The 15917-nt window shown below is 67.1% G+C and carries 13 protein-coding genes and 2 riboswitches; of the genes, 11 read left to right on the forward strand and 2 right to left on the reverse strand.

Annotated features, from left to right (window positions below; all coding sequences use genetic code 11):
* Positions 1-66 precede the first annotated feature (66 nt).
* A complete protein-coding gene (locus EGO55_RS18765; protein WP_021690592.1) occupies positions 67-462 on the reverse strand; it encodes a hypothetical protein in 396 nt (131 codons plus the stop codon).
* A gap of 446 nt (positions 463-908) precedes the next feature.
* Here EGO55_RS18765 and EGO55_RS18770 point away from each other — a divergent pair, with 446 nt between their 5' ends.
* From EGO55_RS18770 to cobJ, 10 genes are all read left to right on the forward strand, one after another.
* A complete protein-coding gene (locus tag EGO55_RS18770; protein WP_021690591.1) occupies positions 909-1802 on the forward strand; it encodes a GGDEF domain-containing protein in 894 nt (297 codons plus the stop codon).
* A gap of 234 nt (positions 1803-2036) precedes the next feature.
* On the forward strand, positions 2037-2162 hold the full coding sequence (locus EGO55_RS18775; protein WP_021690589.1) for a diguanylate cyclase domain-containing protein: 126 nt from the start codon (positions 2037-2039) through the stop codon (positions 2160-2162).
* Between the two features lie 108 nt (positions 2163-2270).
* Positions 2271-2500, forward strand: a riboswitch (cobalamin riboswitch).
* A gap of 174 nt (positions 2501-2674) precedes the next feature.
* Entirely contained in the window at positions 2675-4711 is a 2037-nt protein-coding gene (locus tag EGO55_RS18780; protein ID WP_021690588.1) for a TonB-dependent receptor, read from the forward strand.
* 73 nt (positions 4712-4784) lie between these two features.
* Complete coding sequence (locus tag EGO55_RS18785) at positions 4785-5825, forward strand: HoxN/HupN/NixA family nickel/cobalt transporter (RefSeq protein WP_021690587.1); 1041 nt, start codon at positions 4785-4787, stop codon at positions 5823-5825.
* A gap of 84 nt (positions 5826-5909) precedes the next feature.
* Positions 5910-6138: riboswitch (cobalamin riboswitch) on the forward strand.
* A gap of 183 nt (positions 6139-6321) precedes the next feature.
* Positions 6322-7359: a cobalamin biosynthesis protein CobW gene (gene cobW / locus EGO55_RS18790; RefSeq protein ID WP_021690586.1), complete on the forward strand. Its 1038-nt coding sequence runs from the start codon at positions 6322-6324 to the stop codon at positions 7357-7359.
* A gap of 9 nt (positions 7360-7368) precedes the next feature.
* Positions 7369-10662 carry a cobaltochelatase subunit CobN gene (gene cobN / locus EGO55_RS18795; RefSeq protein WP_021690585.1) on the forward strand — a complete coding sequence of 1098 codons (3294 nt, stop codon included), beginning with the start codon at positions 7369-7371 and terminating at the stop codon, positions 10660-10662.
* Positions 10659-11807 (forward strand): precorrin-3B synthase, encoded by a 1149-nt coding sequence (locus tag EGO55_RS18800; RefSeq protein WP_021690584.1) that lies wholly within the window; start codon positions 10659-10661, stop codon positions 11805-11807. The genes cobN and EGO55_RS18800 overlap by 4 nt, the downstream gene beginning before the upstream one ends.
* Positions 11807-12436, forward strand: coding sequence for a precorrin-8X methylmutase (locus EGO55_RS18805; protein WP_021690583.1), 630 nt, complete (start codon positions 11807-11809; stop codon positions 12434-12436). Before EGO55_RS18800 ends, EGO55_RS18805 begins: the two co-directional genes overlap by 1 nt.
* Complete coding sequence (gene cobI / locus EGO55_RS18810; protein ID WP_021690582.1) at positions 12433-13182, forward strand: precorrin-2 C(20)-methyltransferase; 750 nt, start codon at positions 12433-12435, stop codon at positions 13180-13182. The genes EGO55_RS18805 and cobI overlap by 4 nt, the downstream gene beginning before the upstream one ends.
* Positions 13179-13973: a precorrin-3B C(17)-methyltransferase gene (cobJ, locus tag EGO55_RS18815; protein WP_021690581.1), complete on the forward strand. Its 795-nt coding sequence runs from the start codon at positions 13179-13181 to the stop codon at positions 13971-13973. Before cobI ends, cobJ begins: the two co-directional genes overlap by 4 nt.
* Here the strand turns inward: cobJ and EGO55_RS18820 are convergent.
* Positions 13937-14698, reverse strand: a complete 762-nt coding sequence (locus EGO55_RS18820; protein WP_021690580.1) for a cobalt-precorrin-6A reductase — start codon at positions 14696-14698, stop codon at positions 13937-13939. The two genes, cobJ and EGO55_RS18820, sit on opposite strands and share 37 nt — an antisense overlap.
* On the opposite strand from EGO55_RS18820, the gene EGO55_RS18825 reads away from it, so the two are divergent.
* Positions 14697-15917 carry a bifunctional cobalt-precorrin-7 (C(5))-methyltransferase/cobalt-precorrin-6B (C(15))-methyltransferase gene (locus tag EGO55_RS18825; protein WP_021690579.1) on the forward strand — a complete coding sequence of 407 codons (1221 nt, stop codon included), beginning with the start codon at positions 14697-14699 and terminating at the stop codon, positions 15915-15917. The two genes, EGO55_RS18820 and EGO55_RS18825, sit on opposite strands and share 2 nt — an antisense overlap.

Raw genomic sequence — 15917 nt, forward strand, 5'->3', positions numbered from 1 at the left:
CGGAAGCGACGTGCGCCTTCGGAGATTTTGAAATCGCCCCAGATCAAGTGGTGCGCGTTTGATCGTTCACCAGCCTCGCTGCCAGCCGCCATGAGCTTCGGCGTTGATCCACTGCCCAATCCGGTCAAAGCGGTAAGCGATGTCGCGGATGGCGGGCCAGTCTCCCTCGGCACATTCGTGACGCTGCCGGTCCTCCAGTCGATCAATCGTAAAATGAATTCGGCGCGCGGTGTCTTCGTCGATTTCATCCTCGTCCTCTTCATGATCAAGACGATTTTCGAGTGCATGGGCCCTCTGGCCGGAGCATATTGAGCGCGCGAGCCTGTCGTCGTCATCGAATTGGCGATAGCGCGGGGCATAACCACCACCATTACCAATATAGATGCCCCAGCTTTGTGCGTTCGCCGAAGCACTTGTGAACAGTCCGGCCCCCAATATTGCCGCCAGCAGCACCTTGCGCATTTATCCCTCCGTGATCGGGCAATTCACCCATCTCGGGTTAACGCGATCCGCGTGGCGTCATGCTGAATGTGTTCGTAGTCTGGCGTTCATCCATCGGCTGGACCAGGCAAGGTTCGACTTACCGGTATTGTGCCCTGACATCAGGGGAAACACGACGTTGGCCGAACCGACTTGCTTTTCTTAACGCTTATCCCCTAACGAGGGCTTGCCCGTTAGCGCGGGCGGAGGCGTGGAAACCTTCTGAAACACGAGCCGGTCAGCTTCGGCGACCGGGTGGCGGACGCGTATGTCCAGGGCCACCCGGCCTAAAGGCGTTCGCGCCTGACGTGTTTCAGGTTTCCAACACCCGGTTCCAGGGCCGGCACGTCTCCAATCGGAGATGTGCCGCCGGCTGTCCGGAAGACTCGCGGCACGGTAGTTGGAGCGCTGGTCGAGTAGGACAAGATGTGAACATCGAGGTTCCCGTTGAACAGCTCGGCGATCGGCAGCAACGGTTCGTGCGAGAAGGCATATGGCTGGGTATTGTCGTCGCCTGCGCGCTGCTGGCGGCCGTGAAGCCGGCTCTGTCCAGTATCACCGCAGCAGCCCTCTACATCCCGATTGTCTGCGTCGCGTTTTGGAAACTCGGCGAAAAAGCTGGCTGGTTCGTGGCGTTTTTGATCGGCCTTACCACAGGCTTATCGGCATCCGGACCGGCCCCCATCAACCTGGCAGTCCATGTTCTGGTTTTTGCACTCGCCGGCTGGGTTGGTTCGAGAGTTCTACGCATCTCCACGGGCCCGGGCAATCATGCCGGGCACGATCCTTTGACCGGGGCACTTACCAGAGAGGCGTTTGACGACGCCTTGAAGCAGGCAGTTGAGCCGACGCAGGGAAGCAGAAGTCTGGTGTTGCTCGCCGTGGTCGATCTCGATGATCTCGGAGCCATCAATGGCCGCTTCGGTCGACGAGAAGGCGATCGAGTTCTGATGGCCTTCGCACAGCAGGCTCGACGGTCATTAGGAAGCACAGGCATCTTCGGAAGGATTGGAGGAGACCGGTTCGGTTTCCTCGTTGCTGTCAATTCACACGACAAGGGCGAACGCTTCGCCATTGGACTACAGACAGCCCTGTCCTTCGTTCTCGCCAGGCGCACCAATATGGTGACATGCAGCATGGGAGCCTTGCTGATTTCTCCCCAGAACCGGCGGAGCGTCGTATCGCTGATGGACAGTGTCGAGCAGCTTGTGATTACCGCAAAGCGTTCCGGGAAGAATGCAGTCGAGCTTGAGTGGAACGGGCTTCACTCCCTGCGCCTGGTTCCGCGATATTCGTCGGTTGTGACCAGGGGTGAGCAATGATGGAACGGGACGTCATGCAGGGCAGGGCGGCCGACCTGATGCGCGAAGCCCTTGTCTTGCTCGACAGGCTCGACGCGGACCTTGCCGCTGTTCATCTCCAATGGGCGCTGGATTTGATGAGACAGAAATCGATCACGACAAGGCTGAGGGCGCCTAAGAGGAAAATTAGATAAGATAATATGTTAGCTGACATTTTCGAGGGAATTTACGATCCTCCGAGATTTCATCGGCCTGATGTTTTCGGCGGGAATCGCGACGATCCAGAACGATCCGGAGGAGGCCATGCGCGAAGCTGACCTGTCCCTCTACAAGGCCAAGAACGCCGGCCGCAATCGGACGAGCTACAAGGAGGCGGCGTAGCCCCAATCCGAGCAAATCGGGCTGGCCGATCGTCTGACGCGCCAGGCAAGCATTTGCAATCCCCCTCACTTCGTTTAGGTAGCCGCTCCGAGAGTCGGGTTATCCGGCTCTCATTGATCGCGCCGGTGCCCCGAAAGGGGCTTAATCGGGAATGCGGTGCGGGGCTTGCCTCCAAATCCGCGGCTGTCCCTGCAACTGTAAGCGGATAGCGCGATGCACATCGCTCCTCGTTGAAGGAGCAGCCACTGGGCCGGACGCTAAATCATGCGAGGCCTGGGAAGGCGCGCATCAAGCTTTGACCCGCGAGCCAGGAGACCTGCCGGCGTCTGGTCGCTCTTGCCTTGGTCCAGGGGATGGCCGCGGCACGGTGAACTCCGTCTGAGCGACGAACGAGCGGCTGGGGCCGCATCGGAGACGTGTGTCGACCGCCCATGGCGTCCGGTCGCCACGCGTGCCGACCGTTCGTGAACGGCACGCCCCCGCCACGTCGCAAGACGCCGGGGGACCATTTCGTGATCAAGACCATCCTTTCCAGCGGCGCGATCGCCCTGATTTTCGGGGCTGTGCCTGCAAATGCCTGGGCGGAAGAGAGCAATCCGGTTGCCGACACCGAAACCGATGGCGGAAGCGATGCAATCGTCGTTTTCGGCCGTGGTGAGGCCAAGATCGGTACAGCGCAGGCCGCCAGCGAAGGCAGTATCGGCGGAAGCGACTTGCTCGTTCGGCCACTGCTGCGCGTGGCCGAACTGCTTGAGGCGGTGCCGGGCATGGTTGCGGCCCAGCATTCGGGCAGCGGCAAGGCCAACCAGTATTTCCTGCGCGGGTTCAATCTCGATCATGGCTCGGACTTCACGACCTATATCGATGGCGTGCAGATGAACTTTCGCACGCATGGGCACGGTCAGGGCTATCTCGATCTCAACGGCCTCATCCCCGAAATCGTTGCGAAAGAGGATTTCCGAAAAGGCCCATACCGCGCCGATGGCGGTGATTTCGCGCTGGCGGGGGCTGCCTATATGACGACCGTCGATGCATTCACCCGGCCATGGCTATCGGTCGAGGGTGGCTCCTACGGTTGGCGCCGGGTTGCCGCAGGCGCGACCTTGCGCAATTTCGGACCCGGTGACCTTACGCTGGTCGCGCAGGCGAAAGTCTATGACGGCCCCTGGCAGGAGCCGGAACATTTGCGGCATTATTCCGGTTTTGCCAAATCCCGCGTGCCGGTCGGCGCGGGAACGCTGGAGGTTTCGCTTCATGCCTACCGTGCGACATGGCGCCCGACAGAACAGATCCCCGAGCGGATCATCGGGACGCCGCTGTGTGCCGACGTGTTTTGTTCGCCCGATTCATCGGCGCGGGGAGAGACGACGCGCATCCTTGGCAACATCGCTATCAAGCAGCCGACGTGGCACGCCAATGCCTATGCGCAATTTTATGATTGGAGTATGTTCTCCAATCCCACCTACGCCGATCCGGACGGCTCCAGCGCACAAATCGAGCAGTTCGACCGCCGCTGGGTCATGGGGCTCACGGCCCAGAAACACTGGGACATCGCGCATGGCCTGGCCTTGGCCGTGGGCACGGAGAACCGCTATGACCGCATTGGCAATGTCGGCGTCGATCATACGGCTGACCGGCGCTTTTTGGCCTCATTGGGACACTATCGTGTCGAAGAACTGTCGGGCGCGCTTTACGCGGAAGCGACCTGGAAGCCGGCCCCGGGTCTGCGCCTGACCGGCGGCGTTCGCGGCGACTATTACCATTATTCGGTGAGGGCCCGGGACGCGGTCGCCGCCGCGCTTGGCGAAGGGAGTGGTTCGGCCTCGATCGTTTCGCCCAAGCTATCGGCCGCTTACGCGATTTCACCCCATTTCGAGGTCTACGCCAACTGGGGCCGAGGCTTCCACTCCAACGACGTCCGGGGGGCGGTGAACTCGGCCACCCCTGTTCCTGTTCTTGTTCGCGGTGTGGGCAAGGAACTGGGCGCGCGCCTGCAACTTTCCGGCGTGTCGCTCACGGCGACATACTGGTGGCTCGACGTCGATAGCGAACTTCGCTTTGTCGGCGATTCCAATGCGGTCGAACCGTCAGGTGCCAGCCGCCGCCACGGCTATGAGATCGTGGCCTTCTGGCGGCCGCTGCCCTGGCTCGCACTCGACGCCAATTACACGGCGAGCCACGCTCGCTACGACAACGGCGATCACATCCCCAACGCATTCGAGAATGCCGCATCGGCGAGTGTGGCCATTGTCCGTGATCCCTGGGAGGCGAGCATTCGGGTGCGTCACCTGGGGCCATCGCCGCTGATCGAGGACAACAGCGTTCGCGATAAAGGCAGCACGGTGGTTAATGCCCGCGCAGCCTGGAAGGGCAAGCGGATCGAGCTGTTCGGCGAGGTTCTGAACGTGTTCGACAGCCGCGACAAGGACATCGCCTATTTCTACGAATCCTACATCCCGGCCTATGACCCCGGCCGCCCGGTGGAAGGCCGGCTCAGCCGGGTAGTCGAACCCCGAACCCTCAGATTGGGCGCGAAATTCAATTTCTGACGCTGCCGTTCGACCGGGCTGCGCGGGGTTTGTTCCGCCGCGCGGCTTTCGTCCCTCAATCTCGGAAACGATCATGCCACCATTCGCCAAACCTGCTTCCCTGCGCCGGCGGATCGCCGTTCTCTTCGCCGGGCTGATCGCCGCCAATATCGCTGCCTGGACCTGGGCGTTTAGCCTCTTTCACGCACAACCCCTGATGCTGGGCACGGCCTTGCTCGCTTGGGGGCTGGGCCTGCGCCACGCGGTCGATGCCGATCATATCGCGGCCATCGACAACGTGACCCGCAAGCTGATGCAGGAGGGGCAGCGACCGATTGCGGTCGGTTTCTGGTTTGCGATCGGGCATTCGGCGATTATCGCCGTGGCCTCTATCACCATCGCCCTCACTGCCAGCGTTCTCTCCCGGTTCGGCGCATTCAAGGAAATCGGCGGGGTGATCGCCACCGTGGTTTCTGCCTTCTTCCTGTTCACCATCGCCGGCATGAACCTACTCATTCTGCGTTCCGTGTGGAGCATTTTTGCTCATGTCCGCGCGGGTGGAACCTATGTCGAGGACGACCTCGATCTGCTGGTGAGCTCGCGCGGTCTGCTCTCGCGGCTGTTTCGGCCAATGTTCCGCCTGGTGAATACGAGCTGGCACATGGCCCCGCTCGGCTTCCTGTTCGGTCTCGGCTTCGATACGGCCAGCGAAGTCGCCATTCTGGGCATGTCCGCCAACCAGGCCGCCAACGGGCTTTCGATCGGCACGATCCTGGTCCTGCCCGCGCTGTTCACTGCCGGCATGGCGCTGATCGATACGGCGGACGGGGTAGTGATGTTGGGTGCCTACGAGTGGGCTTTCGTCAAGCCGCTCCGCAAGCTCTACTACAACATCACCATCACCCTGATCTCGGCCATCGTGGCGATCCTGATCGGCGGAATCGAAACTCTGGCCCTAATTGGCGACAAACTTGGCCTGACCGGTTGGCCTTGGGGGCTGGCGACCAGGCTGGGCGAGAACTTCAACAGCCTTGGCTTTGCAATCATCGGGCTTTTCGCGCTGTGTTGGCTCGCCAGCTTCGCGATCTACCGCTGGAAGCGCTTCGACGAGATCGAGGTGCCGGTCGCCGGGTGAGCGGTTATCCGTGAAACCGGCGACAAGGATTGGCTTGCCATTCATTTTGCGATAGGGGCCGCGGCGAAGGTCCGGCCTGTTCGGCCCTTCACTGATCGCGCCGGTGCCCCGAACGGGGCTTAATCGGGAATGCGGTGCGGAATGCCTGGCTTTCCAAATCCGCGGCTGTCCCTGCAACTGTAAGCGGATAGCGCGATGCACATGCCCCTCATTTGCGGGGGCGGCCACTGGACTGCGCCTCGGCAAGTCTGGGAAGGCGTGCATCAAGCTGTGACCCGCGAGCCAGGAGACCTGCCGGCGCACCGGTCGCTCTTGCCTGATCCAGGGGATGGTCACGGCACGGTAACTCTCCGTCTGAGCGACGAAGCTGTGCGGCTGGGGCTGCACGGCCGCGTGGTCACGGGTGCCTTGTCGCGCCCGCCCGTCGCCCGCGCGCCGACCGGACCTGTCCGGCAAGCCCTGCGCTTTCTCGCTCCGGCGCGCGGGGGAAGTTGCCATGTCCGACCTGTCCAAGCTGCCGGTCACGATCATTACGGGTTTTCTGGGCGCGGGGAAAACCACGCTCATCAGCCATCTGATCCGCAATGCCGGCGGCCGCAGGCTGGCGGTGGTGGTCAACGAATTCGGCACGCTGGGGGTGGACGGCGACATCCTGCAATCCTGCGCCATTCCCGACTGCCCGGCGGAAAACATCGTCGAATTGGCCAATGGCTGCATCTGCTGCACAGTGGCCGATGATTTCATCCCCACGGTCGAGAAGTTGCTGGCGCTCGATCCGCGCCCCGATCACATCCTGATTGAAACCTCGGGCCTTGCCCTGCCCAAGCCCTTGCTGAAGGCGTTCGACTGGCCGGCGATCCGCAGCCGGATCACGGTCGATGGCGTGCTGGCGCTGGCCGATGCCGAGGCGGTCGCCGCTGGCCGTTTCGCGCCAGACCTTGCCGCGCTCGAGGCGCAGCGCGCCGCCGATCCGGGCATCGATCACGAAACCCCGCTGTCCGAGGTGTTCGAGGACCAGCTTGCCTGCGCCGACATGGTGCTGCTCACCAAGTGCGATCTGGCCGGGCCGGAGGGCATCGCCGCCGCCCGCGCGGTGATCGCCGCCGAGGCACCGCGCCCGGTGCCGGTGATCGAGATGGCCGAGGGCGTGGTCGATCCGCGCGTGATCTTGGGGCTTGGCGCCGCCGCCGAGGACGACATCGCCGCGCGCCCGTCGCACCACGACGGCGACGATGAACACGAGCACGAGGATTTCGACAGCACCGTGATCGCGTTTGGCGAGATCGCCGATCCGGCGGACCTTGCGCGCCGGATCGAGACGCTGGCGCGCGATCATGCGATCCTGCGTGTGAAGGGCTATGCCGCCGTGACCGGCAAGCCGATGCGCCTGCTGGTGCAGGCGGTCGGCGCGCGCGTGCGCCACCACTATGACCGCCCGTGGCGTCCGGGCGAGTCGCGCCTGACCCAACTAGTCGCCATCGCCGAGCACGACGCGATCGACCACGGCGTGCTGCGCGCGGTGCTCGAAGGCTGAACGCCGGCGATGCACGTCATCTTCCGCGAAACCCATGGGATGGAGGAAAGTGCCGTCCCGCAGGATCTCGGGCAGTCGCCCGCGGATCTGGTGGTCCTGTCCTTTTCGGACAGCGATCTGGGGGCCTTTGCGGGCGGATGGCGTCAGGCCCGCGAGGCCGATCCGGCCTTTCCCGCATTGCGGCTCGCCAATCTGGCGGCACTGGCGCATCCGCTCTCGGTCGATACCTATGTGGAGCGCACGCTGTCGGGCGCGCGGGCCATCCTGATCCGGCTGATCGGGGGGACGCCCTATTGGGCCTATGGGCTTCAGCAGGTGGAGCTGCTGGCCCGTTCGCGTGGTATCGCGCTGGCGGTGCTGTCGGGCGATGGCCGGCCCGACGCGCGGCTCGACGCGGCATCGACGGTGCCGGTCGGGATCTTGCGCGCGTTGGCGCGGTGCTGCGAGGCGGGGGGGGCGTCGGCGGCGCGGGCCGCGCTGGGCGTGCTGGCCGCCACCGCAGGGCTCCGCCACACGCCTATCGCCGAGCAAACGCCCTTGCCGACGGCGGGGTTCTGGCATCCCGATCGCGGCGTCATTCCGGCAGATGGTTTCGTTCCGGCGGGGGATCGCCCGCTGGTGCTGATCGTCTTCTACCGCGCCTACCTCGCCGCGCATGATCTCGACCCCTTCGTGGCGCTGCACGCGGCGCTGGAGCGGCGGGGTTTCGCGACGCTGTCGATCTTCGCGCCCTCGCTGAAGGCGCCCGAGGTGCGCGCGCAGGTCGCCGAATGGGTACGGCGCGTGCAGCCGGTCGCGATCCTCAACGCCACCGCCTTTTCCGCGCGCGATGAGGCGGGTGAAACGCCGCTCGACGGCGTCGGCGTGCCGGTGTTTCAGGTGGCGCTGGCGACATCGGACCGGGCGGCATGGGCACAGGCGGCGCGGGGGCTGTCCCCGGCGGACCTCGCCATGCATGTCGTTCTGCCCGAGATCGATGGCAGGGTGCTGGCCGGGGTCGCCAGCTTCAAGCAAGCGGGCGAGCGCGATCCCGAGCTTGGCTTCGCGCGCCAAGTGCACCGCGCGGATGCGGGGCGGGTCGACGCGATCGTCGACCGGGTGGCGGGGTGGATCGCACTGGCGCGAAAGCCCGCCGCCGACCGCCGTCCGGTGCTGGTGCTCTCGACCTATCCCGGCAAGGCGCACCAGATGGCGCATGCGGTGGGTCTGGACGCGCTGGCGTCGGCAGAGGCGATACTCGCCCATCTCGCCGATGCTGGCTACGCGGTCGCGCCGGTGGCGGACATGGCCAGCGCTCTGCTGTGCGAACATCTCGCATGGCCGGTATCCGAATACGCCCAAGCGCTGGCCGCCTTGCCGGAAGGGCTGCGCGCCGATCTGGCGGCGGCCTGGGGCGATCCCGAAAGCGATGCGGCGGTCGTCGATGGCGCGTTCCGCTTTGCCGCGATCCGCGCGGGCAATGCGCTGGTCGCCTTGCAGCCGGAGCGCGGGGCAACTGCCAGCCGCGATGACGAATATCACGATCTCTCGCGCTGCCCGCGCCACGCCTATGTGGCGTTCTATCTCTGGCTGCATGCGCAAGGGGTCGACGCGCTGGTGCATGTCGGCGCGCATGGCACGCTGGAATGGCTGCCGGGCAAGGCGGTGGCGCTGTCGGAAACCTGCTGGCCCGAGGCGCTGACCGGGGCGCTGCCGGTGATCTATCCGTTCATCGTCAACGATCCGGGCGAGGCCGCGCAAGCCAAGCGGCGGATCGGGGCGGTGACCCTCGGCCACGCGCCGCCGCCGCTGGCGCCGTCGGGTACGGGGGCGGGACTGGCGCGCCTCGAGGCGCTGCTCGATGAATTTTCCAACGCCAGCGGCCTCGATCCGGCGCGCCGCGACCGGTTGCAGGGTGCTATCCGCGACGAGGCGCGGGCGCTGGGGCTGGAGGCCGAATTGGGGCTCGATGGCGCGACCACGCTGGTCGAGGCGATCACGCGGATCGACCGCTTCGTCTGCGATGTGAAGGAAAGCCAGTTCGGCGACGGGCTGCATGTTTTCGGGCGGGGCGATCATGGCGCCGGCGAAAGGGCGGGGCTGCTCGCCGCGCTCGATGGCCGGCGGGTGGCGCCGGGGCCCTCCGGCTCGCCGTTCCGGGGGCGGCGCGACGTCCTGCCCACGGGCCGCAACCTCTACACGATCGACCCGCGCGCGGTCCCCTCGCGCGCGGCGCATGCGCAAGGCGTGACTCTGGCCGAGGAGTTGATCCGCCGCCACTTGCAGGATCACGGCGATTATCCGCGCGGGCTGGTGGTCGATTTGTGGGGCTCGGCGACGATGCGCACGGCGGGTGAGGAATTCGCCATGGCGCTGCACCTGCTGGGGGTGAAACCCGTGTGGGACATGGCTTCCGAACGCGTGACCGGGATCGAGATCCTGCCTTTGCCGCTGCTCGACCGGCCACGGATCGATGTCACCTTGCGGGTTTCCGGGCTGTTTCGCGATGCGTTTCCCGCGCTGCCGGCGCTGTTCGGGCAGGCGGTCCGGGCGCTGTGCGGGCGCGACGAGCCTGCCGACTGGAACCCCTTTGCCGGTCGCCCGGTGGGCCCCCGCGTCTATGGTCCGGCGCCGGGCGCCTATGGGCTCGGCCTGGGCGATACGACCGAGACCTACACCGACGAGGCGCGCCGCCGGGCGGGCGAGGCGTGGCTCGCCGCATCAAGCCACGCGCTCGATCTGCCGGGGGACGCGTCCAAATCCGCCGAAGACCCCGATGGCTTGCGGCTGCGCGTGGCGGGTGCCGATGCCTTCGTGCATCTGCAGGACCTGCCCGAGACCGACCTGCTGCTCAGCATGGACTATGCCGCGCATGAAGCGGGCTTTGCTGCGGCGAAGGCGCTGACGGGCGGCGCGGCGGCGCTCTATCACCTCGACAATCGCGATCCGGCCAGCCCGCGCGCGCGAACCCTGCAGGAGGAAATCGCGCGTGTGGTGCGGGCGCGGGCGGCGCATCCCGGCTGGGTTGCGGGCATGATGCGGCACGGCTTTCGCGGCGCAGCGGAGCTGGCGGCCACGCTCGACCATCTCGGCGCCTTTGCGCATCTGGCGGGCAGCGTGCCGCCGCAATTGTTCGACCTCTATCACGACGCGACGCTGGGCAGCGCCGAGGTGCGCGACTTCCTTCGCCGCGAAAATCCCGGTGCGCTGGCGGCGATGGAGGCGCGTTTTGCCGCGTTGCACGCCGCCGGATTGTGGGCGACGCGGCGCAATTCGATCCTGGCCGCGCTGCCGCTGGCTTCGGGGCAGGAGGGCACGCCATGAGCGGGTTTGCGGTCAAGGGCTGGTGTCCCGATGCCTGGCGCCCGATGCGGTCGGGCGATGGGTTGCTGGTGCGGGTCAAGCCGCGGCTGGGCCGTCTCACCCGCGCGCAGGTGCTGGGCCTGTGCGATGCCGCGATCACGCATGGCAGCGGGCAGATCGACGTGACCCGCCGCGCCAATCTCCAGATCCGGGGCGTGGACGAGGGCGGCTGGCCGGGTTTGCTGGAGCGGCTGATCGCGCTGGGGCTGGTCGATGCCGATGCCGCGCGGGAGACGCGCCGCAACATTCTGATCGCGCCCGATTGGCGCGAGGGCGACGACAGCCACCGCATCGCCTCGGCTTTGGCCGGTCGGCTGGGCGAGTTTCCGGCACTGCCGGGCAAGGTCGGCTTTGTCGTTGATGCTGGCCTGGTCCGGCGGCTGGCCGACGAGCCGGGCGACTTCCGCATCGAGCGCGGGGCCGACGGTGGGCTGATCCTGCGCGCCGAGGGGCATGCCGAGGGCTGCGCGCTGGCGCCGGGCGGTGAAGTCGACGCGCTGATCGCGCTTGCGCGGTGGTTCGTGGAGAGCGGTGGTGCCGCCGCCGGACGCATGGGGCGGCATCGCGCGGCCCTGCCGCCACAGCTTGCGGCTACCGTCCCGCCGGCGCCATCGGTCGGCGCCATCATGCCCGGCCCCATCGAGATGGGCGCGGCCTACGGCGTGCCGTTCGGCCGGATCCACGGTGAGGTGCTGGCGCATGCGGTAGAAGCCTCGGGTGCCACCGCCATGCGGGTCACACCGTGGCGGGTGATCGCGTTCGAAGGCGCGGAATTCGGCGAAGGTGCGGAATTTGGCGAAGTCGCGGGGCTGATCAGCGATCCGGCGGACCCGTTGCTGCGCGCCGATGCCTGCCCCGGCGCCCCGGACTGCCCGCAGGCCTCGGTGGAAACGCGTGCGCTTGCCCGCCAATTGGCGCCGCATGTCGCCGGGCATCTCCATGTTTCGGGCTGCGACAAGCACTGCGCTCGCTCCCGCACCGCCGATGTCGAAGTGACGGGGCGCGAGGGCATGTATCATCTCGCCGGCAAAACCATTGCAGCGCGGCCCACGGATCAACCGGCGCGCGATCGCGCAGCCATCCTTGCCTATTTCGGAGCTGACTGATGCCCCATGCGTATGAAACCGATGGCGCGGCGATCTATCGCCAATCCTTCGCAACCATCCGTGCCGAGGCCGATCTCGCCCGCTTTTCCGTCGAGGAAGAGCCGGTGGCGGTGCGGATGATCCACGCGGCGGGGATGGTCGAACTGGCGCCGCACATCCGCTTCTCGCCGGGCTTTGCCGAGGCCGCCCGCGCGGCGCTGGCGGCGGGCGCGCCGATCCTGTGCGATGCGCGGATGGTCTCGGAAGGGGTTACGCGGTCGCGCCTGCCCGCCGACAACACGGTTCTATGCACCCTGCATGAGCCTAGTGTGCCCCAATTGGCGCAGGACATGGCCAACACCCGCTCGGCGGCGGCGCTGGAATTGTGGCGACCGCATCTGGCCGGCGCGGTGGTGGCGATCGGTAATGCGCCGACCGCGCTGTTCCATCTGCTCAACATGCTGGAAGACCCCGATTGTCCGCGCCCGGCGGCGATCATCGGCTGCCCGGTCGGTTTTGTCGGCGCGGCGGAATCCAAGGCGGCGCTGTGGGAAGCGCCGCCGGTGCCCTGCTGCATCGTCGAAGGGCGGCTGGGCGGCAGCGCGATCACCGTCGCGACGATCAACGCGCTGGCGAGCCGCGCCGAATGACCGTGGTGGCATCCTCTTCGCCGCCGGTCGGCACGATTCACGGCGTCGGGCTGGGGCCGGGCGCGGCGGATCTGCTCAGCGTCCGGGCGGACCGGCTCGTGCGCGGCGCCCGCCATGTCGCCTATTTCCGCAAGGCTGGCCGTCCGGGACAGGCCCGGCGCATCGTCGAGGGGATGTTGCGCGCCGACGTTGTCGAACTGCCCATGGAATATCCGGTCACCACCGAAATTCCGCTGACCGACCCGCGCTATAACGACTGCCTCGCGGGATTTTACGCCGAATGTACGGCGCGGCTTGCCGCTCTGGCACAGGCCGGCGAGGATGTGGTGGTGCTGTGCGAGGGCGATCCGTTCTTCTACGGCTCGTTCATGCACCTGCATGCGCGCCTGTCGGGCGTGGTGCCGGTGGCGGTGGTGCCGGGGATTACCGGCATGGCCGGGGCGTGGAACGCGACGGGCGTGCCGATCACCTGGGGCGACGATGTGCTGACCGTGGCGATGGCGACATTGCCCGAAGACGAGTTGGCGCGCCGTATCCGCGACACCGATGCGCTGGTGGTGATGAAGATTGGGCGCAACCTGCCCAAGCTGCGCCGCGCCGTCGCCGCCGCCGGGCGCGAGGAGGCGGCATGGCTGGTCGAACATGCGGCGATGCCGGGCCAGACGGTCACGCGGCTGGCCGATGCGACCAGCGTCACCCCCTATTTCTCGATCCTGCTGATCCATGGCCGAGGACGCAGGCCATGAACGCGGCGCAGGCCATGACGGCGTCTGGTGATGGTGGCTGGCTGGCGATCGCCGGCCTTGGGCCGGGCGACGCGGCGCTGGTCACGCCCGAAGTCAGTGCCGTGCTGGCCGAGGCGACCGACGTTATCGGCTACATCCCCTATGTCGCCCGTATCACCCCGCGCGACGGGCTGACGCTGCACGCCTCGGACAACCGGGTGGAACTCGACCGGGCCGGGCTTGCCCTGCAACTGGCGGCGCAGGGGCGGCGCGTGGTGGTCGTCTCCTCGGGCGATCCCGGCGTCTTTGCCATGGCGGCGGCGGTGTTCGAGGCGCTGGAGGCCGGGCCGGCGATCTGGCGCGATCTGGACATCCGCGTGCTGCCGGGGATCACCGCGATGCTGGCGGCGGCGGCGCGCGCCGGGGCGCCGCTGGGCCATGATTTCTGCGCGATCAACCTGTCGGACAATCTGAAGCCGTGGGCGCTGATCGAGAAGCGGTTGCGGCTTGCCGCCGAGGCGGATTTCGCCATGGCCTTTTACAACCCGCGCTCGAAGGCCCGGCCCGAAGGGTTCGCCCGCGTGCTTGAAGTGCTGCGCGCGGCGTGCGGCGATGATCGCCCGGTGCTGTTTGCCCGTGCGGTTACCACCCCCGAGGAACAGCTGCGGATCGTGCCGCTGGGTGAGGCGCGCGCCGAGATGGCGGACATGCGCACCATGGTGATCGTGGGGTCCAGCCTGACGCGGATAATCGCGCGGTCCGCAGGGCCGATCCTCTATACGCCGCGCTCGGTGGTGGAGGTACCAGCATGATCCAGCCAGGCGAGCACCTCTTTGGGGCGGTAAACCTCGATGCGTACGGGCAGCGCCGGGCGGTCGATCATCAGCACCGGCAGGCCGAGGTTGCGGGCGGCGACCAGTTTGGCCTCGGCGCCGGTGCCGCCGGCATTCTTGCAGACGACCAGATCGATGGCATGGCCCTGCAACTGGCGCGTATCGCCCGCGACGGTGAAGGGTCCGCGATCGACGACCAGATCATGATGGGGCAGCGCCGGGAGCTTGTCGGGCGCATCGACAAAACGCAGCAGGTAATGGTGCTGGGGTTGGGCGGCGAAGGCATCGACATGCATCCGCCCCAGCGCCAGCATGACCCGGCGCGGCGGCCCCGCCAGCGCCGACACTGCGCCGGCGATGTCGGATACATGGGTCCAGCGATCCCCGGCGGCGGATTGCCAGCCAGGACGGGTCAGCGCGATCAGCGGGATGCCTGCCATTTGCGCGGCCTCGACGGCATGGGCGCTCATCGTCGCGGCAAAGGGATGGGTGGCGTCGACCAGATGCGTCACGCGCTGTTCACGCAGGTAGGCGGCCAGCCCCGCGACACCGCCAAAACCACCGATGCGCACCGGCAAGGGCTGGGCGACGGGCGCACGCGTCCGACCGGCATAACTCAGCACCGCAGATATGCCGCGTTCCGCCAGCAGGCGCGCCAGCGCGCTCGCCTCGGTCGTCCCGCCGAGCAGGAGGAGGTTGGGCATGGCTGAACTGGCTCCCGCATTCCGGCAAGCGCCGTGGTTGACGATCGTCGGCATCGGCGAGGATGGTTTGGATGGCCTGTCCGCTGCGAGCCGCGAGGCTTTGGCTGGTGCCGATCTGGTCATGGGATCGGCCCGGCACCTCAGCCTGTTGCTGGCGATTAGCTGTCGCACGCTGGAATGGCCAGTGCCCTTCGCCGATGGCATCGCGGCGTTGCTGGCGCATCGCGGCAGTCGGGTGGTGATGCTCGCCTCGGGCGATCCGTTCTGGTTCGGCGCGGGCAGCAGCGTGACGCGCCATTTGGAGCGGCATGAGTGGGTGGCTCATCCGGCGCCGTCCACCTTCAGCCTGGTGGCCGCGCGGCTTGGCTGGGCGCTACAGGACATCGCCTGCCATGGCCTGCATGCGGCGCCTGTCGCGCGGCTGCGCCCGCATCTGGCGGCGGGTGCGCGTGCGATCGTGCTGTTGCGCGACGGTGCGGCGGTGGCGGAACTGGCCGCGTGGCTGGCCGGGCAGGGGTTCGGCGCATCGCGGCTCCATGTGCTCGAAGCGCTCGGTGGACCGCGCGAAAGGATCCGCAATGCGCGCGCCGACGCGCTCGATTTCACCGATATCGCGCATCCGGTCGCGGTGGCGCTGGAATGCGCGGGCGAGGGGCCGGCGATGCAGCGCACGGCGGGCCTGCCCGATGAGATGTTCGACCACGATGGCCAGATCACCAAGCGACCGGTGCGCGCGCTGACGCTGTCGGCCCTTGCGCCGCGCCCCGGCGAGTGCCTGTGGGACATCGGCGCCGGTTCGGGGTCGATTGGAATCGAATGGCTGCTGGCGCATCCCGCCAACCGCGCGCTGGCGATCGAGGCCGATCCCGCGCGGGCCGAACGCGCGCGCGCCAACGCGCGGGCGCTGGGCGTGGACCGGCTGGAGATCGTGACCGGCGCCGCGCCCGACGCCTTGCCCGATGGCCCCGGGCCCGATGCGGTGTTCATCGGCGGCGGCCTGTCGCAGACTCTGCTCGAAGCCGTGTGGACGCGCCTGCCCGCCGCCACGCGGCTGGTGGCCAATGCCGTGACGCTGGAATCCGAAGCGCTGGTCGCGCAATGGCACGCCGAGAGGGGGGGCACGCTGTTGCGCATCGAGCTGGCCGATGCCGCGCCATTGGGTGACCGGCGCGGCTGGAAGGCGCGCTATCCGGTGGTGCAATGGAGTGTGGTGCTGTGA

The sequence above is a fragment of the Caenibius tardaugens NBRC 16725 genome (assembly GCF_003860345.1).
In the GTDB taxonomy this organism is placed as follows: domain Bacteria; phylum Pseudomonadota; class Alphaproteobacteria; order Sphingomonadales; family Sphingomonadaceae; genus Caenibius; species Caenibius tardaugens.

Bases quoted from the DNA above. Each gene is read 5' to 3' on its own strand.
- EGO55_RS18800 (WP_021690584.1), top strand. From the start codon at position 10,659: ATGAGCGGGTTTGCGGTCAAGGGCTGGTGTCCCGATGCCTGGCGCCCG.
- EGO55_RS18825 (WP_021690579.1), top strand. From the start codon at position 14,697: ATGGCTGAACTGGCTCCCGCATTCCGGCAAGCGCCGTGGTTGACGATC.
- EGO55_RS18820 (WP_021690580.1), bottom strand. From the start codon at position 14,698: ATGCCCAACCTCCTCCTGCTCGGCGGGACGACCGAGGCGAGCGCGCTG.
- cobW (WP_021690586.1), top strand. From the start codon at position 6,322: ATGTCCGACCTGTCCAAGCTGCCGGTCACGATCATTACGGGTTTTCTG.
- EGO55_RS18785 (WP_021690587.1), top strand. From the start codon at position 4,785: ATGCCACCATTCGCCAAACCTGCTTCCCTGCGCCGGCGGATCGCCGTT.
- cobJ (WP_021690581.1), top strand. From the start codon at position 13,179: ATGAACGCGGCGCAGGCCATGACGGCGTCTGGTGATGGTGGCTGGCTG.
- cobN (WP_021690585.1), top strand. From the start codon at position 7,369: ATGCACGTCATCTTCCGCGAAACCCATGGGATGGAGGAAAGTGCCGTC.
- cobI (WP_021690582.1), top strand. From the start codon at position 12,433: ATGACCGTGGTGGCATCCTCTTCGCCGCCGGTCGGCACGATTCACGGC.
- EGO55_RS18805 (WP_021690583.1), top strand. From the start codon at position 11,807: ATGCCCCATGCGTATGAAACCGATGGCGCGGCGATCTATCGCCAATCC.
- EGO55_RS18765 (WP_021690592.1), bottom strand. From the start codon at position 462: ATGCGCAAGGTGCTGCTGGCGGCAATATTGGGGGCCGGACTGTTCACA.
- EGO55_RS18775 (WP_021690589.1), top strand. From the start codon at position 2,037: ATGTTTTCGGCGGGAATCGCGACGATCCAGAACGATCCGGAGGAGGCC.